Annotated in this window: 18 protein-coding genes; 11 read left to right on the top strand and 7 right to left on the bottom strand. The window is 70.8% G+C overall.

Annotation, left to right across the window (positions count from 1 at the left end; genetic code table 11):
- Window positions 1-8: 8 nt before the first annotated feature.
- Window positions 9-1190 (bottom strand): P1 family peptidase, encoded by a 1182-nt coding sequence (locus IT355_14870; protein ID MCC7054550.1) that lies wholly within the window; start codon window positions 1188-1190, stop codon window positions 9-11.
- Window positions 1191-1287: 97 nt separating this feature from the next.
- Here IT355_14870 and IT355_14865 point away from each other — a divergent pair, with 97 nt between their 5' ends.
- From IT355_14865 to IT355_14855, 3 genes are all read left to right on the top strand, one after another.
- Complete coding sequence (locus tag IT355_14865) at window positions 1288-2889, top strand: amidohydrolase family protein (protein ID MCC7054549.1); 1602 nt, start codon at window positions 1288-1290, stop codon at window positions 2887-2889.
- 97 nt (window positions 2890-2986) lie between these two features.
- Window positions 2987-5257, top strand: coding sequence for a carbohydrate binding family 9 domain-containing protein (locus IT355_14860; GenBank protein ID MCC7054548.1), 2271 nt, complete (start codon window positions 2987-2989; stop codon window positions 5255-5257).
- 413 nt (window positions 5258-5670) lie between these two features.
- Entirely contained in the window at window positions 5671-6177 is a 507-nt protein-coding gene (locus tag IT355_14855) for an N-acetyltransferase (protein ID MCC7054547.1), read from the top strand.
- A gap of 142 nt (window positions 6178-6319) precedes the next feature.
- Here IT355_14855 and IT355_14850 read toward each other — a convergent pair whose 3' ends face one another.
- Both IT355_14850 and IT355_14845 read right to left on the bottom strand, forming a co-directional pair.
- Entirely contained in the window at window positions 6320-6694 is a 375-nt protein-coding gene (locus IT355_14850) for a GNAT family N-acetyltransferase (GenBank protein ID MCC7054546.1), read from the bottom strand.
- A complete protein-coding gene (locus IT355_14845) occupies window positions 6675-7286 on the bottom strand; it encodes a winged helix-turn-helix transcriptional regulator (GenBank protein MCC7054545.1) in 612 nt (203 codons plus the stop codon). Before IT355_14845 ends, IT355_14850 begins: the two co-directional genes overlap by 20 nt.
- Before the next feature lie 155 nt (window positions 7287-7441).
- On the opposite strand from IT355_14845, the gene IT355_14840 reads away from it, so the two are divergent.
- Genes IT355_14840 through IT355_14830 form a run of 3 tightly spaced genes read left to right on the top strand, consistent with a single transcriptional unit; the run spans window position 7442 to window position 11821 of the window.
- On the top strand, window positions 7442-9637 hold the full coding sequence (locus tag IT355_14840) for a hypothetical protein (protein ID MCC7054544.1): 2196 nt from the start codon (window positions 7442-7444) through the stop codon (window positions 9635-9637).
- Window positions 9634-10947 (top strand): HD domain-containing protein, encoded by a 1314-nt coding sequence (locus tag IT355_14835; protein ID MCC7054543.1) that lies wholly within the window; start codon window positions 9634-9636, stop codon window positions 10945-10947. Before IT355_14840 ends, IT355_14835 begins: the two co-directional genes overlap by 4 nt.
- 7 nt (window positions 10948-10954) lie before the next feature.
- Window positions 10955-11821, top strand: coding sequence for a GGDEF domain-containing protein (locus tag IT355_14830; protein MCC7054542.1), 867 nt, complete (start codon window positions 10955-10957; stop codon window positions 11819-11821).
- 39 nt (window positions 11822-11860) lie between these two features.
- Here IT355_14830 and IT355_14825 read toward each other — a convergent pair whose 3' ends face one another.
- The 4 genes from IT355_14825 to glgC form a co-directional block, all read right to left on the bottom strand.
- Window positions 11861-13060: a PQQ-dependent sugar dehydrogenase gene (locus IT355_14825; GenBank protein ID MCC7054541.1), complete on the bottom strand. Its 1200-nt coding sequence runs from the start codon at window positions 13058-13060 to the stop codon at window positions 11861-11863.
- Between the two features lie 55 nt (window positions 13061-13115).
- Entirely contained in the window at window positions 13116-14657 is a 1542-nt protein-coding gene (locus tag IT355_14820) for a carboxypeptidase regulatory-like domain-containing protein (GenBank protein ID MCC7054540.1), read from the bottom strand.
- Between the two features lie 122 nt (window positions 14658-14779).
- Window positions 14780-15313, bottom strand: coding sequence for a hypothetical protein (locus IT355_14815; protein ID MCC7054539.1), 534 nt, complete (start codon window positions 15311-15313; stop codon window positions 14780-14782).
- Window positions 15310-16575 carry a glucose-1-phosphate adenylyltransferase gene (gene glgC, locus IT355_14810; GenBank protein ID MCC7054538.1) on the bottom strand — a complete coding sequence of 422 codons (1266 nt, stop codon included), beginning with the start codon at window positions 16573-16575 and terminating at the stop codon, window positions 15310-15312. The genes IT355_14815 and glgC overlap by 4 nt, the downstream gene beginning before the upstream one ends.
- 234 nt (window positions 16576-16809) lie before the next feature.
- Between glgC and glgA the strand changes: the two genes are divergently transcribed.
- The 5 genes from glgA (at window position 16810) to IT355_14785 (ending at window position 21349) form a co-directional block, all read left to right on the top strand.
- Window positions 16810-18258 carry a glycogen synthase GlgA gene (gene glgA / locus IT355_14805; protein ID MCC7054537.1) on the top strand — a complete coding sequence of 483 codons (1449 nt, stop codon included), beginning with the start codon at window positions 16810-16812 and terminating at the stop codon, window positions 18256-18258.
- 644 nt (window positions 18259-18902) lie between these two features.
- Complete coding sequence (locus IT355_14800; protein MCC7054536.1) at window positions 18903-19436, top strand: hypothetical protein; 534 nt, start codon at window positions 18903-18905, stop codon at window positions 19434-19436.
- 88 nt (window positions 19437-19524) lie between these two features.
- Window positions 19525-20055, top strand: coding sequence for a hypothetical protein (locus tag IT355_14795; protein MCC7054535.1), 531 nt, complete (start codon window positions 19525-19527; stop codon window positions 20053-20055).
- Window positions 20052-20891: a molecular chaperone gene (locus tag IT355_14790; protein ID MCC7054534.1), complete on the top strand. Its 840-nt coding sequence runs from the start codon at window positions 20052-20054 to the stop codon at window positions 20889-20891. The genes IT355_14795 and IT355_14790 overlap by 4 nt, the downstream gene beginning before the upstream one ends.
- A complete protein-coding gene (locus tag IT355_14785; GenBank protein ID MCC7054533.1) occupies window positions 20888-21349 on the top strand; it encodes a hypothetical protein in 462 nt (153 codons plus the stop codon). Before IT355_14790 ends, IT355_14785 begins: the two co-directional genes overlap by 4 nt.
- Window position 21350 lies beyond the last annotated feature (1 nt).

Genomic DNA, 21350 nt, shown 5'->3' with positions numbered 1-21350 from the left:
GCACTGACTCAGCGGCGCGCGCCACCATTGTAGCGGGCGAGGATGGCGCGCACCTCGTCGATCGGCAGCGCCTGGACGGTGGAGAACGCCCCCGTCACCGTCGTCGCGCGCAGCAGCGAGTTGTAGATCGCCTCCTGCGTGGCATCCACCACCGGCTCGAACAGCAGCGACGCCCGCTCGTTGCCGAGCTCCACCAGCGACACCGAGTCGGGTGGCGTGCCACTGGAGCCGATGCGGCCGTTGCGGCGCACCGCGGGGTGCGTGGAGAAGGCGATCACGTAGTCGCCCGACCCGTTGCCGGCGTAGCCACCGCTGCGGCCGATGCCGAGCAGCGCGCGTGCGGCCATGCGGCGCAGGTTGCGCTCGGAGACCGGCGCATCGGTGGCCACGATCACCACGATCGAGCCGCTCGCCCCCTGACCCTGGTTCGGCGTCACGCCGTTGCGCCCCAGCTCACGGCCCACCGGCACGCCCTGGATCAGCAGGTCGGTGCCAGCGCCGAAGTTCGACTGTACCAGCACACCCACCGTCCATGGTCCGCGCGGGATCACGCGCGAGCTGGTGCCGATGCCGCCCTTCCACTCGAAGGCCACGGTGCCGGTGCCGGCGCCCACGCTCCCCTCCGCCACCGGGCCGCCGCGCGCACTGGTGAGCGCGGCACGCACATCGGCGTCGCCGACGGGGATCGTGCGGATGGCGTTCAGCGCCCAGCCGTCGTTCGTCTCGCCCACCACCGGGTTGATCGAGCGCACCCGTTGCATGCCCGGCTGCTCCAGCATCCACTTCGCCATCCCTTCGGCCACCCGCCAGGCGCACAGGGTGCACGTGAGTGCGATCGGCGTCTCCAGTTCGCCCAGTTCGGCCACCTGGGTGGCGCCGATGAACTTGCCGAAGCCGTTGCCCACCACCACGGCGGCCGGCACGCGGCTCTCGAACGGGTTGCCGGCGTGTGGGAACACGACCGTGACGCCGGTGCGCACCGAGTCGCCGCGCACGACGGTGGCGTGGCCCACGCGCACGCCGGCCACATCGGTGATGGCGTTCAGCGGGCCGGGGCTGAAGTGGCCCACCACGATGCCCAGGTCACGGGCCCGGGGACGCTCCTCCTGCGCCGCCAGCGGCGCGGCCACGACGAGGACGATGCCCTGGAGGGCGATGGCGGTGGTGACGATACGGGTGCGGACGGTCATGGGGGCTCCGGCGGGACGGCGTCGGCGGCGGGGGTGCTGCCGCCGCGGAACGTCACCGGCCGCGGTGTCGTCGCGCAACCGCGCGTATGTTCTGCGCATGACCCGCCTCTCCGTGCTGCGCGGCGCGCTGCTGCCGCTCGTGGTGATCGCCGGCGCCGTGGTGCGCCTCCCGGCCCAGCGGCGTCCCGCGCCGCCACTGGATGTGCTGATCACCGGCGGCACCGTGTACGACGGCAGCGGCAACCCGGGGCGGCGGGTGAGCGTGGGCATCCGGGGTGACCGCATCGTGTTCGTCGGCACCGTACCGGCCGGCACCACCGCCAGCACGCGGATCGATGCCACCGGATTGATCGTGTCACCCGGCTTCATCGACCCACACACGCATGCCTACGAGGGGTTGCCGCGCCTCGGCCCCGACGGACGACAGAACGCGAGTTCACTGATGCAGGGCATCACGACCGTGGTGCTCGGCGCCGACGGGCGCGGCCCGGTGGAGGTGGCATCGGTCCTGGCGCAGGCGGAGCGCGCCGGGCTGGGCACCAACACCTATGCCTTGGTGGGCTTCGGCACCGTCCGCGAGCGGGTGATGCGCGCCTCGTCGGCGCCGGCGACGGCGGCGCAGGTGGCGGCGATGCGCACCCTGGTCACGCAGGCCATGCGCGAGGGGGCGTTCGGCGTCGGCTCCGGCCTGTTCTACGCGCCACAGAGCTACGCCAGCACCGACGAGGTCATCGCGGTGGTGTCGGCTGCGAAGCCGTTCGGCGGCGTGTACGACACGCACCAGCGCGACGAGAGCTCGTACAGCATCGGGCTGCTGGCGTCCGTGCGTGAGACCATCCGTATCGGCTGCGAGTCGGGGCTGGTGGCCAACGTGGGCCACATCAAGGCGCTGGGCGTGGACGTGTGGGGCAAGGCCGACAGTGTGCTGCAGATCATGCGCGAGGCGCGCGGGCGCGGCTGCGTGGTGACGGCGGACCAGTATCCCTGGACGGCCAGCGGCACGGCACTCGGCGCGGCGCTGCTGCCGCGCTGGGCGCAGGCGGGTGGCCGGGACTCGCTGCGTGCCCGCATCGCCGACACGGTGCAGCGCGCCCGGATCCTCGGGGAGATGCGCGAGAACCTGCGGCGCCGCGGCGGCGACAGCACGCTGCTGCTCACCGGCGGCAGCGGGTCGGCGCGCGCGCTGGTGGGCCGGACGCTGCAGCAGGTGGCGGCGTCGCGCGGGATGCCGGCGGTGGAGACGGCGCTCGAGATGATCCGCGACGGGCAGGACATGAGCGTGGCCAGCTTCAACATGACCGAGGCCGACATCGAGACGTTCATGCGCGACCCGTTCGTGATGACCAGCTCCGACGGCTCCGGGGGCCATCCGCGCCTGTACGGCACCTATCCGCGCAAGATCCGGCGCTATGTCCTGGACCGGCCCGTGCTCACGATGGAGCGCATGGTGCAGTCGTCCGCGGGGCAGGTGGCGGCCACGTACGGCCTGTCGGAGCGCGGGGTGCTGCGGGCCGGGGCGTTCGCGGACGTGATCGTGTTCGACCCGGCAACGATCCGGGACGTGGCCACGTACACCGAGCCGACACGGCTGGCGACGGGAATGCGGTGGGTGTTCGTGAACGGACGGCCCGCCGTCCGCGACGGGGCGCTGACCGGCATCCTGGCCGGACGCGGCCTGCGGCGCGTGGTGCGCCGGTAGCGGCGCGGCCGGCCCGGCCTGCCCGCTGTAGACTGTCGGTCCGCGCCGGCCCCCGTGGCGGCGCGGCCGGCGCCCGACCCACCCGACCTCCCGACGCATGTCACGCCCCTCCGCTGGCCGTTCCGCCCTCGCCTTCGTCGCCCCGCTGCTGGCGTCTGCCGCACTCGCCGCGCAGTCCATGCCCGCGCCCCCGCGCACGGGCAGCGGTGGCGCGGTGCCGGCGGCCCGAACCGGACAGCCACATGTGGTGACGATGGCGCCGGTGATCGACGGGAAGCTCGACGAGGCGGCCTGGAAGGACGCCGCGCCGTTCGATGGCTTCGTGCAGCGTGAGTCGCGCGAGGGGGAACCCGTCACCGAGCGCACCGAGGTGCGCATCCTGACCGACGGTGAGGCGCTCTACGTCGGGGCGTGGCTCTTCGACCGCGATGCCCAGGGGATCGTGCCCGGCGAGAAGCTGCGCGACGTGCTGCTCACCAACAGCGACAACTTCTCCTTCATCATCGACACCTATCTTGACCGGCAGAACGGCTTCGTCTTCGCGACGACGCCGGCGGGCGTGGAGTACGACGGCCAGGTGGTGCGCGAGGGTGAGGGAGGCGGCGTGCAGCAGGCGGGCCAGGCCCGTGTCACCACGGGCTCGCTTGGCGGCTTCAACCTGAACTGGGACGGCAGCTGGACGGTCGCCACCACGGTCGATGGCAACGGCTGGTACGCCGAGTTCCGCATCCCGTTCTCCACGCTCCGTTACGGCGGGGGGCGGGAGCAGACGTGGGGCTTCAACATGGCGCGCGGCATCCGGCGCAAGAACGAGGAGTCGCTCTGGTCGTTCGTGCCGCGGCAGTTCTCGCTCTACCGGCTCTCGCGGGCCGGCACGCTGGCGGGGGTGACGGTGCCGGTACGTCGCGTGGCGACGGTCACGCCGTACGCGCTGAGCTCCACCACGCGCAGCTTCGCCACCGAGACGCAGTACCGGCATCCCACCGAGTTCGGCATCGATGCCAAGTACGGGCTGACCCCGAGCCTCACGCTCGACCTGACGTACAACACCGACTTCGCGCAGGTGGAGGTGGACGAGCAGCGCACCAACCTCACGCGCTTTCCGCTCTTCTTCCCCGAGAAGCGCACCTTCTTCCTCGAGAACGCGGGTGTCTTCTCGGCCGGCACGCCGCAGGCGGTGGACCTCTTCTTCACGCGCCGAATCGGCATCGATGCGGTGGGGAACCCCGTGCCGATCCTCGGTGGCGGGCGGGTCACCGGGCGCGTGGCCGGCCTCACGGTGGGGCTGCTGCAGATCTTCACCGACGATGCGAGCGCCACGCAGCCGGGCAACTCGTACTCCGTGGCGCGGGCCACGAAGGAGGTCGGGCGCCGGTCACGGGTGGGCGTGATCGGGGTGCAGCGCATGGGGTTGGGCGACGCGGATGGTGACCACAACCGCACCTTCGGCATCGATGGGCGGCTCGGGCTCTCCGATGCGGTGACGTTCGACGCGTGGGGCGGCAAGACGCTCACGCCGGGCCGCGGGCATGACGACCTCGCCTTCAGCACGCTCGCGACGTACAGCACGCGCGACTGGAACAACTCCGTCCGCTACCTGCAGACGGGTCGCGACTTCAACCCGGAGGTCGGCTTCCTCAACCGGGCCGGCGGCTATCGCTTCATCGAGACCACCGTGCTGCGCAACGTGCGCAACCCGTCGTGGACGCACGTGCGGCAGTGGAACCCGCACACGTCGGTCCGCGGGTACTACGGGCTGGACGGGTTCCTGCAGAGCGGGCAGGTGCACATCGACATGACCGAGGTGACGTTCAACAACGGCGGTCGCGTGGGTCCCGAGGTGAACATCTATCGCGAGGGGCTGCAGCAGCCGTTCGAGATCGCGCCGGGCGTGGTGCTGCCGGCGGGATCGTACACCTTCGCCGTGTACGGCTTCGACTGGGACACGGACCCGAGCCGCAGTCTCTCGGTCACCACCCGCGGCGACTTCGGGCCGTTCTACAACGGCACCCGGAACGGGGGCCGCGTGGCGGTCACCTTCCGCCGCGGCGCCGCGTTCACGTCGTCGCTGGTGCTGGACCACAACGACGTGCACCTGGACCAGGGCAACTTCACCCGCACGCTCATCGGCACGCGCCTCGGCTACAACTTCACGCCGCGGCTGTTCGTGAACTCGCTGATCCAGTACAACAACCAGGCCCGGATCTGGACCGCCAATGCGCGGCTTGGCTGGCTCAACACCGCTGGCACGGGCCTGTTCATCGTGTTCAACGACGGCGAGGAGGCGAACTCCTTCTTCCGCTGGGTGCGGCCGCAGTCACGCTCGTTCGTGGTGAAGTACACGCGCCAGATCGGGACCGGGACCTGATCCGCGCGTTCTCGCTGCGCGGTGTGCGTGTCGGGGATTCGTGGTGGTGGGAGATGCCGGTTCCCATGAAGTCACGGCGGCCACGGCGGCCACGGAAAACAGCAACGGCCACTGAGGGGAACTGCGCGTGCGCATCCTGCGCTGCCTCACGCACGCATTTCCCATCAAGCCGTTGCAGTTCTCCGTGCCCTCCGTGAGCTCCGTGGCTCCGTGAGAATCACGGAGACCGCGAGCCTCACGGAGCCATCCGAACGAGCACGCCACGCTGGTGCCGCGACCCGGTGCGGTCGCGCGGAAGCGCCACTCGTGCCGCACCGGACGGAGCGTTGCCGCCGCAGTCCTGGCTCGCAATCTTGCGAGCGAGCGAGCCCGATCGGCTTCGGCGCAGGATTCCCCGGACTGCGGAGCGCGAGATGAGCGACAAGCCAGCGGTGATGGTGCGGGAGGTCACTGCGGCGGACGCCGGGGCCCTGGCCGCGATCTACAACCACTACGTGCGTGAGACGGTGATCACGTTCGAGGAGGAGCCGGTGACGGCGGCCGAGATGTGGCACCGGATCGAGGAGGTGCACCGGACCGGGCATCCCTACATAGTGGCCGAGGAGGACGGGGAGGTGATCGGCTACGCATACGCGTCGCTCTGGAAGAGCCGGAGTGCCTACCGTCACACGACCGAGTCGACCGTCTACCTCGCACCGGGCGCCACCGGTCGCGGCGCCGGCACCGCGCTCTACGCCGCGCTCCTCGATGCCCTCACCACGCGCGGGTTTCATGCCGTGCTTGGCGGCATCGCGCTCCCCAACGCGGCCAGTGTTGCGCTGCATGAGAAGCTGGGCTTCAGGAAGGTCGCCCATTTCGAGCAGACGGGCTTCAAGTTCGGTGGCTGGGTCGATGTCGGGTATTGGGAGCGGATCCTGTGATGTGGTTCGCGGCGGGCCGTTGGTCTGCGTCGATGGGAGATCGTGGTTCCCGCGGAGTCCCCGCGCCCCACGGATCCCGCCGAGGGAGCGCCTCATGCCGGACCCGTGCCCCCGGCGCTGCGCCGGACCCGGTCGAGCCGCCCTAGAGGTCCCGCTCCCAGGTCTGCCCCACGAGCTCCGGCCCGAACATCGTGTGCGGCTCCTCCGCGACCAGCGTGAACCCCTCGACATCGTAGATGTGCTTCGCCGCGTCGAGGTTGGCGTTCGTCCAGAGCGTCATCCGGCGGTAGCCGGCCTCGCGGGCGAACGACAGGCACTCCCGGACCAATTTGCGGCCGAGCCCGGTTCCGCGGGCCTTCGGGTCCACGAGGAGAAGCCGGAGTTTGCAGACCCCCTCGCGGTCCGGGTGCCGGACCAGGAACACCGAGCCGACGTTCTCGCCGGCACGTTCCGCGATCCAGACCCGGTCGGTGGACGGATCGGCCGTCAGGGCATACTCACCGATGACCTTCGCCACCAGATCCTCGAACGCACGCCCCCAGCCGTACTCGCGCTGGTAGAGCTGGGCGTGGCTCTGCAGCCCCCCGGCCCAGGTCACCCGTCTGCAGCCCGCGGATGATGACCGGCGGCGCACCCGGCACCGGGTCCGGCCCCAGGTCCCGACCGAGGATGTCTTCGATCGTTGTCATCGCCGAGACCAGCTGCTGTCGGTCTTTCGAGCTCAAATGGCGTATTTGTGTCGATATGCTGGCGTCAGTCACCGTCAGGAGTCGCTGGTACACCTGTTGGCCGTCCGGCGTCAGCCGGAGCTCCTGACGCCGGCCATCGGACGCCGACACCGTGCGTTCCACCAGACCACGCTCCTCGAGGGAGCGCAGCAGCCGGCTCAGGTACCCTGCGTCCAGGCGGAGCTCTCGGGTCAGGTCCGCCGCAACCGACGACTCGCGCGTCGCCAGTTCGTAGAGCAACCGCGCTTCGGTGAGCGACAGCGTCGAATCCAGGTGGCTCTCGTCCAGGGCACCGACCAGCCGGGTGTAGAACCGGTTGAACCGGCGCACCGTGGCAACGTCCCTGGCTGCTGCTTCTGCTGTCGGTTGGTGCTGCGGCATCGCGTCCCTCCGGTTCAGGCTTTCCCCGAAGCTGGGACAATCGCTTGCTTTTGTCAACCAACTCTGGTCGCGAAGCGCGAAGTGCCTGTGCCGCAAACAGTTGGGGCCACCGGCTGGCCGTGACCCGGAGCGGGTTTGGCCCGTCTCTTCCGGCAATGTCAGCCTCCGGCACCGCCACCCCACGGTCGTCTCTCTCCGTTGCGCCCAGCGCCGACGGTGGCCTGCTGGCGTTCCTGACCCAGTTGCACGTGGCGCTCAACCGGCGACGCACGTACGGCGCCGGCCACCCCATGGTCGTGCGCAGCGAGGAACTCGCGCTCGCGGCCCTGCACACCGTGCTGCACACCCGCTCCACGTTCACGATCGGCGTGGCACGGCACGAGCTGATGCTGAACGGCCAGGCCATGCCGAGCGCGATGAGCGTCACGAAGGAGCTGGCGGCGCGCCTGCATCGCCGCGGCGTCGGCGCCCTCACCTTCCACGACGGCGTGGACCTGCTGCGCCTGCAGGCGCTCCTGGCCTGGCTCGCGAACGAGCCGGTGAAGGATGCCGATGGCAACGTCCAACCGGACGAGTTGCCGATGATCACCGGCATCATCATCGGGCGCCTGGCCTACGACGCGCTGATGCTGGATGACGCCGAGAAGGTCGCGGATGCCTCGATGGCGGCGCTGTGGCAGGCACTGGCGCAGATCGCCTCCGACGGCACCGGGCGCCAGTACGGCTTCGGCACCTCGCGCAACTCCGAGGTCGCCGCGGCCGTGGGTGACGACGAGGCGGCGTTCAACACCATGCTCCGCGAGGAGGAGCAGGTGAACGACATCGCGCACTCGCTGCAGCAGATCGTGTCGCAGCCGGAGTTCGCGCGTCGCACCGCGGTGGCGCTGATGAACCTCGCCGCGCAGGGGGCGCAGGCACCGCCCGAACTCCGCTCGCGCATCGGGAAGCGCCTCAGCGACGTGATCGAGCGGCTCGGCGACTCCTCGTTCGCGCCGATCATCCGCGGCCTCGGCAAGCGCGCCGAGCAGCAGGAGTTCGTGCTGCAGGTGGTGGACGTGCTCCCGGTGCTGGCGGTGAGCAACTGGCTGCAGGTGGCGGCGCGTGCGTCCGAGCAGGAGCTCTCGCACCACCTCGTGCGCCTGATGATGAAGCTCTCGCAGCACGCGGTGCAGAAGCGCGAGGGGCTCACCGACGCCACCTTCCGCTCCGCCGCCAAGGAGCTGGTGGAGGGGTGGGGGCTGAGCGACCCCAATCCCGAGGAGCACGTGCGGCTCCTCGACCAGATCGCGCTCGTGAACGAGGTGCACCGCGCGCTGCCCGACGACCTGCCGGTGCACGAGGAGTCGGGGATCTCCGAGGCGGCGCGGCTGGTGCAGATGGCGCTCGAGATCGACGTCGTGGGCGAGGACACCTTCGCCGCCGTGGATGCGCTCAGCGCCAGCGGCGCCCTGCCGTTCATGCTGCACTGGCTCGACGACGCCGGCCTGACCGATGCCGCGCGCGCGATCCGCGCCCGCATCATGTCGCCCGACGCCGTCAAGAGTGTGCTGCAGCAGAACCCGGTGGACCACGACGCGGCGCGGGCGCTGCTCGGCACCATCGACATCACCATGGCCGACACGCTGCTCGAGGCGCTGTCGGAGGCGGAGTCGCGGGATGCGCGCGAGCTGATCCTCGAGCGGCTGCGCACCTTCGGCGAGCCACTCCGCGCCAAGCTGATCTCGCGGCTGGATGGTGCGAGCTGGTTCTTCGCCCGCAACCTGCTCAACCTCCTGCGTGACCTGCTCGCCGAGCAGAAGGGCACCAACGACGTCGGCGTGATGCTCAAGTTCCTCGACCACGAGAACACGCAGGTGCGGATGGTCGCGGTGCGGATGATGCTCGACGTGGACGCCGTGCGTGACGCCGCCATCCGCCGCGGGCTGCAGGACCACGACCCGCAGGTGGTGGAGACGGTGCTGGACTTCATCGACCGCTACCTCCACGTGCCGCACGAGGGGCGTCCGCACCAGCTCTCCAGCGGGGCGGCCAACCACCTCATGCGCTTCGTGGACACCGGCAGCCACAGCATGCCGCTGCGCGTGATCGCGATCCGCGCCGCCGCCACCACCGCGCTGCCGGCGGTGCGCGACTGGCTCCTGGACCGGGTGCTCACCCGCAGCACTTTCCTCCGCCGCCAGGTGCTCGCCAAGCCCTCCCTGCTGAACGCCACCGCGCTCAGCGCCCTGCAGCGGTACTACAGCACGGACCCGGCCGTCCAGCACGTGCTGGCACTCGGCAAGGCCGTGCGCGGCAATGCGCACTGGCGCGCGCCGGCCCCGGCCCCGATCAGTGCAGAGAGTGCGCGATGAATTCCGTCATCAACTTCCTCACCGCGCTCGGCCAGGCGCTGGCCACCATGTCGCTGTACGGCGACGAGCACCCCATGCGGCACACCGTGCTCGCGCGCACGCACGCGGCGATGCTCCGCATGCTCGCCGACCAGGGCACCATGAAGCTGTCGCTGATCGATGGCGACATCGTGCTCGGCACGCGGGTGGTGACCGAGCTGCGGGCCTGGGAGTGGAGCGCGCGCCTGGCGGCCGTCGGCATCCAGCGCATCGAGATCGATGCCGCGCAGCCCCCCAACGGCGTCGACCTGCAGAACTTCCTCGCCGCGCTGCGTGTGCGGCTGGTGATGCTCGGCAAGATGGCGCCGGCGTGGTCCTGCCAGGGCATCCGCATCGGTGCGCTGGCCGTGGCGACCGGTGACGCCGACGTCACCGAGTCGATGGCATCGGTGGTGGAGTCGCTCTCGCTCACGCAGCTCGAGCTCGAGGAGGAGACCGAGGCGGTGGGCTACGTGCACGACGAGGTCTCGGCCGGCCGCGCGGTGCCGATGGCCGAGGTCGAGGCGATCGTGCACGGGCTGGCGGTGACCATCCACCGCGAGCAGCACCTCGTGCTCCCGCTGCTGGACCTCAAGACCTTCGACCAGTACACCACCACGCACTCGTGCAACGTGTCGATGCTGTCGATCGGCCTCAGCGAGGAACTCGGCATGAGTGCCTCGCAGGTCCGCGCCATCGGCACCGCCGCGCTGCTGCACGACATCGGCAAGGTGAAGATCCCGCTCGAGGTGCTCATCAAGCCGGGCAAGCTGACCGACGAGGAGTTCGCCTACATGAAGGCACACCCGGTGGAGGGGGCGAAGATCCTCAGCCAGCGCGGCGGCGGCAACGCGCTCGCCTCCACGGTGGCCTACGAGCACCACATCTGGTTCAACGGGCAGGGCGGATACCCGTCGGTGAACTTCCGGCGCGAGGCGCACTTCGCGAGCCGCATCGTCCATGTATGCGACATCTACGACGCGCTCTGTTCCAAGCGGCCGTATCGCGACGCCTGGAGCCAGGAGCGCGCACTGAACCTGCTGCGCGGCCTGCAGAGCACCGAGCTCGATCCCGCCATCTATCCCGCCTTCGAGCGCATGGTGCAGCGCGCCGTCTCGGCCCGCGTCGCGTACGATCCGCAGGAGCTGGCCGGCGCATCGGCGGCGCCGATCGCGGCGATCGCGGCGGCGGCCGCCAGCGCGGCGTCGTCGCCGGTCACCGCACCGGCGGCCACCGTGCCGGACCTCGGTGCGTCCGTGCCCGCCTTCGAGCCACCCTCGACCGACGAGTAGCGTGACCATGACGCACGGTGCCACTCCCGCACGGTCGGACGGCGAGCTGCGTCCTGCGGCACCGCCCCTGCGCGCGGACCTGAGTCCGTACGAGCGCAAGGGCACGGGATGGCAGGAGGCGCTGGTGCGACTCGGCCACCTCCGCGCCCTGCTGCTGATCAGCGGCACCTCGGTCGGGTTGTCACTGGCGATGACCTGGTTCTTCGTGCTCGGTGACGACGTGACCGCCGAGCTGCGGCGTGACTCGATGCTGGTGGCACTCGGCATCCCGCTCCTGGTGGCCCCGGTGGCCAGCCACCTCGTGCTGTCGCTCGCGTTCGCCCTCGATGCCGCGCATCGCCAGCTGGCCGAGATCGCGCGGCGCGACGTGCTGACCGGCACGTACAACCGCCGGTACTTCATGGAGCGCTTCACCAGCGAAGTGTCGCAGGCGAAGGTGACCCTGAATCCGCTCACGATGCTGCTCATCGACGCCGACCACTTCAAGCGGATCAACGACGAGCACGGCCACACGACCGGTGACGAAGTGCTCCGGCATCTCGCGGCGGCCATCGCCAGCTCGATCCGGCCGCATGACTGCCTGGCGCGCTACGGGGGCGAGGAATTCGTCGCGGTGCTGCCGGGCACGACGCTGGAGGAGGCCTGCGCGGTGGCGGAACGGGTGACGCGCACGGTCTCCGACACGCCCATCACGCTGAGCAGCGGGTCGGCGCTCACCCTCACGGTGAGTGTCGGTGTGAGCGTGCGGCACACGGACGATCCCCGCGGGACCGCGATGTTCGACCGCGCAGACCTGGCGCTCTACCGGGCCAAGAACGCCGGACGCAACCGCTGGATGGCAGAGGACGCACCACTGGCGGCCGCCGCGGCGTAGTCGGCAGCGGCGCACGTCCGGGACACGTCGCGGCACGGGTCAGGGTCGCGCGGTCACCTTCCAGATCTCTCCGGCATCGGTGGCCACGTAGAGCGCGCCGTCGGGACCCTGCGTGAGTGCGCGGATCCGCGCCGACGGCAGCGGACCGGCAATCACCGACGTGGCGGTGGTGGCCGCGGCATCGATGTCGAGGATCTCGATCCGCCGGCTGACCATCAGGCCAACGGCGAGGCGTCCGTTCCACGTCCCCCACTGCGCGCCCGCCAGGAACTCGGCGGGACCGGCGCCCAGCGACACGGCGCCGGTGGACCACACCGGGCGCATCGCATCGGGAAAGCGCGTGAGGTCGGTCATGGGCATCGTCACCGGCGTGCCCGCATACCCGCAGTACGCATCGGGGCAGGTCAGTGCGGGGTGGTCCTTCGGATCCCAGCCGCCGTTGCCGCCGTTGCGCAGCGGCGTGACTTCATCGCTGTGGTTCGGCCCATGTTCCGCGATGAACGGCTGGCCGCTCCCGGGCCGGAACGTGATGCCCTGCACGTTGCGGTGGCCGTAGGTGTAGATGCGGCGATCGAAGCCGGCGGGTGGCGCATTCCCCGGTGCCGCCGCGCCATCGGTGGTCACGCGCAGGACCTTCCCGCCCAGCAGCGCCGGGCTCTGCGGGAGGGTGGCGTCATGGTTGTCGCCCGTGGTGACGTAGAGCAGGCGGTCGGGACCGAAGCGCAGCCGGCCGCCGCTGTGCGCGCCGGGCCCGTCGAGGGCGTTGCCGACATGCTTGTACGGGATGTCGGTGACGATGTCGGTCCGGCCGCCGGCGGTGCGCAGGTCGGCATCGAGCACCAGGCGCACGACGCGATTCCGCCGCGGCGTGGTCTGGGTGGAGGGCATGTAGACGTAGATGCGCCGGTTCGTCGCGAAGTCGGGGTCCAGCGCCACGCCGTGCATGCCGCTCTGGCTCTCGCAGAAGAAGTCGGGGGCCTCCAGCGCGGCGCCGGTGGTGCCGAAGAGCCGGGTGACCGTGCCATCGGGCCGCCGCACCGAGAGGCCGCGGCACCGCTCCGTGAAGAACAGCACGCCATCGCTGGTGAAGGCGATGTCCCATGGGCCCGACAGGCCTGAGGCAACGACGCTGTGTGTGAGGTCCGGCTCCACGCCGCTGCCGGGCGTGCCGGCATCGGTGGCGCGCGCGCTGCATCCGGCGACGGTGGCGACACCGGCGGCCAGGAGTGCCACTGGCATGCACGTCCTCGTCATGGTCCCTGCCTGGAGGTCGGGCGGTTGGTGCCGTGCCGGATCAGGGCCTGGAGGGCGACGGCGGCACCGGTACAACGCCGCCGGTGGCCTGTTTGGTCCACACCACGACCACGCCGCAGCCGCCCGACACCGTCAGGAACTCCGGCGGCACCAGGTTCGACCGGGGGTACACCTCGATCGCGGCCACGTTGTCGCGCTTCACGTAGTCGTCCAGCACGAACTCGCCATTCCCCGACGTCTGCACCTTGAGCCCGTCCACCACGATGTTGGCGGCGCATTCGGCGCCGTTGAAGGGCGAGCGCATCATGATCATCTGCCCCGACCCGCCCACGCCGGCCACCGACACGCCATTGATGCCGCGCAGCGCGTCACTCACGAAGACGGTGGCGCGTTCCTTCACCGTGTTCGCGTTGAGGATCACGCCCACGCCGGCGCGCATGCGGCGCTCGATGGCGCGCACCTCGGGGGCAAGGGTCTTGCCGGCCACCACGCGCACGGTGTCCAGCTCCACGCGTCGCACCGAGAGCCGCAGCGTGACGGTGACCGGTTCGCCCTCGCGCAGCGTGACGGCCTGCCGCTCGGGGTTGTGGCCGATGGCCCGCGCCTCGACGGTCTGGGTGCCCGAGGCCGCGTCGGCCACGGCGAATGCGCCGCTGTCGTTGGTGCGCACCTGGGTGCCACTGCCGATGACGCGCACGACCGCGTTCACGACCGGTTGGCCGGCCAGCGTCCGCACCTGGCCGCGCACCACCGCGCGACCGCGGCGGACGGTCGTGGTGAGGGGTGCCGGCGCGCCGGGGGGGCCGGGAGGCGTGCGCCCGCTGGCCGGCACCGGGGTGCCGGCCGAGTCGAGCAGCACGGTGAGCCGCTCGACCGAGCCGACGTGGAAGTCCTGCACGGTGTAGCCGGCCTCGGTCACGGGGAGCTCGATGGCGCCGGTGGTGTCGCCGGCGCTCCACGCGAAGGCACGCAGGGTGGTGCCGGTGGGCACGCCGCACATGGCGTAGCGGCCCGCCGAGTCGGTGCGCGCGACCATGCGACGCAGGTCGGTGACGAGCCGGCCACGCTGCAGCACCCATTCCGGCCACTCGACGTGCACGGCGGCACCCACCAGCGGGGCATCGTCGCTCACCTGGCGCACCTCACCCACCACGGTGCCCAGGTCGGCGGCCATCGGCGCACGGCAGCTCAGCGCGATCATCGTGCGCACCGACGGGGTCGTGAGCGGCACCTCCACCACCCCGGGCTCGGTGATGTCGATGCGGATGATCCCGGGCTCGACGCGCAGGGAATCGAGCACCGGGTGCAGGAAGGTGGCGAGCCAGGTGCCGGCGGTGACGCTGTCGTAGTGGAACTCGCCGGTGATGTCCGAGGCGGCGGTGCGGCCGATGGCGGGGTTGTCGGCGCGCACGATGCGGATGGTCGCGCGCGGGATGGGGCGCATCGCGACACTGTCGAACACCCGGCCCTGGAGGCGCGCAACGACGGGTGCGGCGCCCTGTGCCCGCAGGGTGGCGGAGACGGCCGGCAGGGTGACGGCGAGTGCCAGCACCCGCAGGAGTGTCGACGTCGGTGTTCGCATGGGGCCGGCGGTGTGCTGAAGTGGGCGGGGGGGTGTGACGACCCCCCCGCCCAACACTACTGCAGGACGGCGGTGGGTGGCAGACACGGGTGCGGTGCCGGCCCGTGTCCGCGTGCTGCCGGTCAGAACGCGAAGCCGATGTTCGCGCGCGCGGTGGGGAGCAGCGGGATGTTGATCGGGTCGAAGCTGCCCTCGGTGCCGAGGTAGCGCTTGACGCCCACGCCGAGCACCATCGCGAAGCGGCGGGTCGGGCCGAGCAGCCACTGGTAGCTCAGTTCCGTGCCGATGGTGGGCCGCGAGACGCGCACCGGATCACCTTCGAATGCGGAGGTGCCGCGTGCGGTGGCGACGCCGGCGGTGGCCGCCACCGAGAAGCCGACGGGGGCCTTCTGGTTCGGGTAGTAGCGCGCCTTGGCTTCAAGCGCGCGGTAGTTGTTGTAGTCGTTGATCCCGACCGCGCTCCACCCGGCGCCGACGGTGACGGTGGGAGAGACGGTCGTCTCGATGTCGCCGGCGAAGTACTCGGCGAAGAGCGCGAACGGGTTGAGGGCCACCACCGTGCGCCGCTCCGGCGGCGCGGCCTGCTGCGCCCGGGCCGGTGTCGTGGAGGCGAGCGCCACGAGGGCGCCCGCGAGGAGGGTGTGTGCGGGTCTCACTTGTACAGCTTGTCGAGCATCGGCTGCGTGATCAGCACGGTGCCGCGGTCGGTGCGCCGGAAGCGGCGCGCGTCGAGAGCCGGATCCTCGCCGACCACCAGTCCTGGCGGGATGACCACGCCGCGGTCGATGACCACGTTGCTGAGGCGGGCCGAGCGGCCGATGTCCACGTACGGCTGCACGACGGCGCCGTCGAGGTAGGCGTAGGAGTGGACCTTCACGCCGGTGAAGAGCAGCGTCTTGTGGATGCGGGCGCCCGACACGATGCAGCCACCCGAGACGAGCGAGTTGAGGGCGAGGCCGCGGCGGCCATCCTCATTGTGCACGAACTTGGCCGGCGCGGTGATCTCGCCGTAGGTCCAGATCGGCCAGTTGTGGTCGTAGAGGTCGAGTTGCGGGATGACGGTCGTGAGGTCGATGTTGGCCTCCCAGTAGGCATCCACCGTGCCGGCATCGCGCCAGTACGCCTCGCTCTCGGTCTCCGACTTCACGCACGAGGTGCTGAAGCGGTGGGCGACGGCCTTCCCGTGCTCGACGACGTACGGGATGATGTCCTTGCCGAAGTCGCGGCTCGAGGCCGGGTCGGCGGCGTCGCGCTTGAGCAGGTCGAACAGGAACGTCGTCCGGAAGACGTAGATGCCCATGCTGGCGAGCGCCATCTCCGGGTTGCCGGGAATGCCCGGCGGGTCGGCCGGCTTCTCGAGGAACGTGACGATGCGGTCGGTCTCGTCCACGTGCATGACGCCGAAGCCGGTGGCCTCCAGGCGCGGCACCTCGAGGCACCCGATCGTGACGTCCGCATTCTGGTCCACGTGCTGCTGCAGCATCAGCTCGTAGTCCATCTTGTAGATGTGGTCGCCGGCCAGGATGATCATGAACTCCGGGTGGTACGCCTCGATGATGTCGATGTTCTGGAAGACGGCGTCGGCGGTGCCCTCGTACCACTGGGTCTCGGAGACGCGCTGTGACGCCGGCAGGATGTCGAAGCTCTCGTTGCGTTCCGGGCGGAGGAAGTTCCAGCCGCGCTGGAGGTGGCGGATGAGGCTGTGTGCCTTGTACTGCGTGGCCACGCCGATGCGGCGGATGCCCGAGTTGAGCGCGTTGGAGAGGGCGAAGTCGATGATGCGTGTCTTGCCGCCGAAGTACACCGCGGGCTTGGCGCGGCGGTCGGTGAGCTCGTAGAGACGCGACCCGCGCCCCCCGGCCAGGACGTAGGCCATGGCGGTTCGGGCGATGGTGCCGGAGCGGAGCGGTGACGTCATGACGGGAGCACTCGCATTCAGGGAAGGCACGGGCGGTCTCGCTGGCCGTGCGTTCGTGATATTGGCCGCCGGCCCAGTCCGGCGGTAGGGTGTCCGGCTCACCAGTTACGCCGCATTGCATGCGCTGGCGATGGCCGTTCCGCGGGTACTATTGTGCCGCAGGCCCCCGCCGCCGTCAGGCACCGGCGCCTCCGGCTCCCGCGCCGGCCACCACCCGCCCTTCCCTGACGCGCCATGAACGTCCTTTTCGTTGCCGCGGAAGTCGCGCCGCACATCAAGACCGGTGGACTGGCCGACGTGGCCGGCGCACTCCCGGCCGCCCTCCGCGATGCCGGCCACGACGTGCGCGTCGTGATGCCGTACTACCGGCAGCTCCGCGAGCAGGGGCTGCCGGTGGATGGCCCGGTGGCCGCCAGTTTCCTCACGGTGCTGGAGCGGAACGAGGAACTGCGCGTCTGGACGATCCGTGACAGTGCCGTGCCCATCTACCTGCTGGACATTCCCGCCGCCTTCGAGCGCGGGAGCATCTACGGCGACGGGGACGACGACCGCCGCTTCATCCTCTTCGCGCGTGGCGTGCTGGCCCTGATGCAGCACCTCCGTGAGGTGGCGGGGTGGCAGCCCGACGTGGTCCACGCGCACGACTGGCACGCGGCACTGGTGCCGAACTACATCCGCACCACGCACGAGTACACTTTCGGCCACATCGCCACCGTGTTCACCATCCACAACCTGGCCTACCAGGGTCAGGTGCGGCCGGAGGCGATCAACATGGCCGGCCTCTCCGAGCGCGGCCTGGTGGAGAACGCGATGGGCCCCGGCATCGCGAACACCTTCAACTTCATGGGACGGGGGCTGGTCTACAGCGACGTGGTGACGACCGTGAGCCCGACGTATGCGCAGGAGATCATGACCCCCGAGTACGGCGAGCGCCTCGATGCCGTGATGCGCAGCCGCCGCGACCGCGTCACGGGCATCCTCAACGGCATCGACGGTGTCGCCTTCGACCCGGCCACCGACCGCGCACTCGCCGCCACCTACGACGCCGACTCGCCGTCGGCGAAGGCCACCTGCAAGGCGGCGCTGCAGCGCGAGGTGGGCCTGGCGGTCGCGCCGCGCGCCCCGCTGCTCGGCATCGTCTCGCGCCTGGTGGAGCAGAAGGGCCTCGACCTGCTGCACGCGATCATCCCCACCCTGATGGCGCGCACCGATGCCCAGCTGGTGCTCCTTGGCTCCGGTGCGCCGTACCTTCAGGATGCGATGCGGGGGCACGCGGCGGCCAATCCCGGGCGCGTTGCCGTGCGGCTTGGCTTCGACGCCGCGCTGGCCCAGCGGATCTACGCCGGCAGCGACATGTTCCTGATGCCGTCCCGCTTCGAGCCGTGCGGCCTCGGCCAGATGATCGCGCTTCGCTACGGCAGCGTGCCGATCGTGCGCGCGACGGGGGGGCTGAACGACACGGTGCGCGAGGGGTGGGAAGGGAATGGCTTCGTGTTCCACCAGTACGAGGCGCGCCACTTCATGGACGCGATCGACCGCGCACTGGCCGCCTACGCCGATGCGAAGAGCTGGACGATGCTGCGCACGCGCGGCATGCGCGAGGACAACTCGTGGACGAACGCCGCCGAGCGCTATGTCGGGGTCTACCGCTGGGCTCTGCAGCTCCGCGGGCGTTCTGCCTGAGCTTCGTTCCGCACGCGCGACGATCCAGGACGGCTTGGACGCACGAACAGCTCGAACAGCACGAACAGCTTGAACGCAAAGACGCAAAGGCGCAAAGGCGCGCGCGAAGGACGCGGAGACGTCCGTGCGCGTGGTGATCGTTGTGCGCGGGGTCAGACAGCATCGAGGGGAACTGCGGGGGTGCCGCAGTTCCCCTCGAGCCGTTCCTGTGCGTCTCCTGTGCGTCCTCTCAGGCCCTTTTGCGTCTTTGCGGTTGCGCTGATGCTCGTCGCTGTCGAGCGACTGGACAGGGACCGGCAGAAAGGCCCGGGTGGCGGAAGGGGTTGCCCTGGGCGGGCGGCAGGTTGTGCCCCGGCCACCTGTGAATCGTCAAACCATTGCCCAGGCCTTCCGAGCGGGCTGGTGTGCCGCTGCATGGTGGCATCCCGGACCCCGGGCGGGGGGTGCAGGCGAAGACACGGCTGGCGGCACGACCTCTGAGTACGAGAGCTAAACGCTTGAGGGACAAGAGGATAGACCGCGGCTCCGGATGGGTGAGCACGTCGACGGCTGGTGCCGGCCCGTGCAGGTCCCACCGACGTTGGCACGCTGAAGTGCTGAAGACCGAAGCATCCCCGCTGTTCAGTCACCCCTCAGGAGGTCCCATGAAGTTCGCACGCCTCATCGCTGCAGGTGCAGCACTGCTGGCCAGCGCCGGCACCGTCCAGGCGCAGGTCACGCAGAACTGCAACGGCACCGCCGTCGGCATCGGCGCCGGCTGCGCGGTCACCAACACCGTCACCAGCACGGTGCCCTACATCGCGCGCCTGATCCTCTCCAACGCCGCCACGTCGCTCACCGCGCCGGTGGCCGCCGACTTCGGCACCCTCGGGGGCGTGAACACCGCCGCCGCGATCACGCTCGAGGTCCGCTCGAACTCGCAGTACACGGTCACGGCCGCTGCGGCCGCCGCGAACTTCACGGGCGGCTCGGGCAACAAGCTCGCCAGCTCGCTCACGTTCACGACCGACGGCAGCATCTACAAGCCGGTCGCCGGCACCGGCTCGGTGCTCGGCACGGGTGTCGCCGCGACGGCATCGACCGTCTACACGATCGGCTACAAGACGCTCTACGACTGGGTGATCGACACGCCCGGTGCCTACACGCTGGGCATCAACTACACGCTGACCGCACCGTAAGTCCGCGCTCCGCAGCACGTCGCACCATGCGGCGTGCTGCGGGGGCGGCGGCGCCGGCCGCACCCCCCGTCTCCTCTCTGGCTCCGCGATGCCCACCCGCGTCCCACGCCTCCCCGCCCTGCTCGCCGCGCTGCTCGCGGCCGTCCTGCCCACCGCCACCTGCGCGGCGCAGGTCACGTGCACCGGTGTGCCCGGGTGCACCGTCTCGATCTCCGCGGCGCTCAGCAAGGCGTACGTCGCGAAGCTCGTGCTCTCGTCGGCGACCACGACCCTCGCCGCACCGGGCGCCAGCAGCTTCGGCGCACCCGCCGGCGTGAACACGCCTGCCGCCGTCACGCTGGCGGTCAAGAGCAATGCCGCGCACACCATCACGGTGGCCGCGGCTGCCCCCACCTTCAGCGGCGGCTCGGGCATCAAGCCTGCCAGCTCCCTGCGCTACAGCACCGACGGCTTCGCCACGCTCAAGGGCGTGAGCGGCACCGGCTCCTCGCTGGTGACCGCCGCCGCACCCACCGCCGGCACTACGCACACCATCGGCTACAACACGACCTACGCCTTCGTGCAGGACACGCCGGGCACGTACTCGCTGGCCGTCACCTACACGCTCACCGCCCCATGACCACACGCCACGTCGCGCGCCATGCGCACCGGTGCCGCACGCGCCGGTGTGTCGCCGCCGTGCTGGTGGCGCTCGCGACCGTGATCGTCGCCGCACCGGCCCGCGCCCAGATCGCCGTGGACCGGCTCGAGCTCTTCCTGCGCCCCACCGCACCGGACGGCCGCAGCGGCCTGCTGATGGTGCGGAACGAAGGCAGTGAACGCTCGCAGGCCGTGGTGAAGGTCGAGGACTGGGATCGTGCCACCGACGGCACCAATCGCTTCTTCGCCGCCGGCACGCAGCCCGGAAGCTGCGCGAGCGCCCTGCGCGTCTTCCCCTCCACACTCTCGCTCGCCCCGGGCGAGTCGCAGGCGATCCGCGTCGACATCGACTCCGCCAGCGCCGGCCGCATCCGCGCCGAGTGCTGGAACGTGGTCATCGTCCAGGCGCAGCAGCCGGTGAAGCAGGCGGGCGGGCGCACGCTGCTCTACACGCTGCGCACCGGGATGAAGGTCTACGTCACCCCTGACGGCCTCACGGCCGAGGGCGAGGTGACGGACCTGCAGATCGAGGCGGCCGCACGAGGTGACACGGGTGCGGCGCCGAAGGCCCGTGTCACCTTCCGCAACACCGGCGCCCTGCACGTCGCGGCCCAGGGGCGCCTCGAGATCCGGCGCGAGGACAATTCGCTGGTGGCGGTGGCAGCGCTGCCGGCGATGCATGCGCTGCCCGGCGCGGAGGCCGTGGTGACGGTGCGCCTGCCGGCCTGCCCGCCCGGCCGCTACACGGTCGTGGCGATCGTGGACTACGGCGGTGCCGAGCTGGCCGCCGGTGAGCTGGAACACGAGATCCCGTGATGATCGCCCGCCTGGTGCGCTCCGCTGCCGTGCTCCTGCCGGCGCTGCTGATGGCAGCGCCGCAGGCGCGTGCGCAGGCCAGCACCGTGGCGGTGGCGTACACGCCGCTGCTCGTCGGCAACCCGACCGGCGCCGACTTCGTCGCCGGCCGCGTGGTGGCCGGGTTCGCGACGATCACGGTCGGCGTCTGCGGCCGCGGCACCTGCCAGGTGCGCATGCGCGTGACCGCCTCGACCGGCAGCACCGCACTGCGGTACGTGGTGTCGGCCGCCACGCCGGCACTGGCGTCGTGTGCGAGCACCGTCACCACGGCCGCTGCCGGCACCACCGTGCTCTCGGTGCCCGCCGGCGCCACGGCCACGGCGCGCGTCTACTTCTGCTACAACCTGAGCTGGACGGCCTCACCACCGGCGTCGTACGCCCCGGTCGTCACGTTCCAACTGCGGAACGGGCTCTGAC

Source organism: Gemmatimonadaceae bacterium (genome assembly GCA_020851035.1).
Taxonomy (GTDB): domain Bacteria; phylum Gemmatimonadota; class Gemmatimonadetes; order Gemmatimonadales; family Gemmatimonadaceae; genus JACMLX01.
This window is presented reverse-complemented; position numbering and strand designations above follow the sequence as displayed.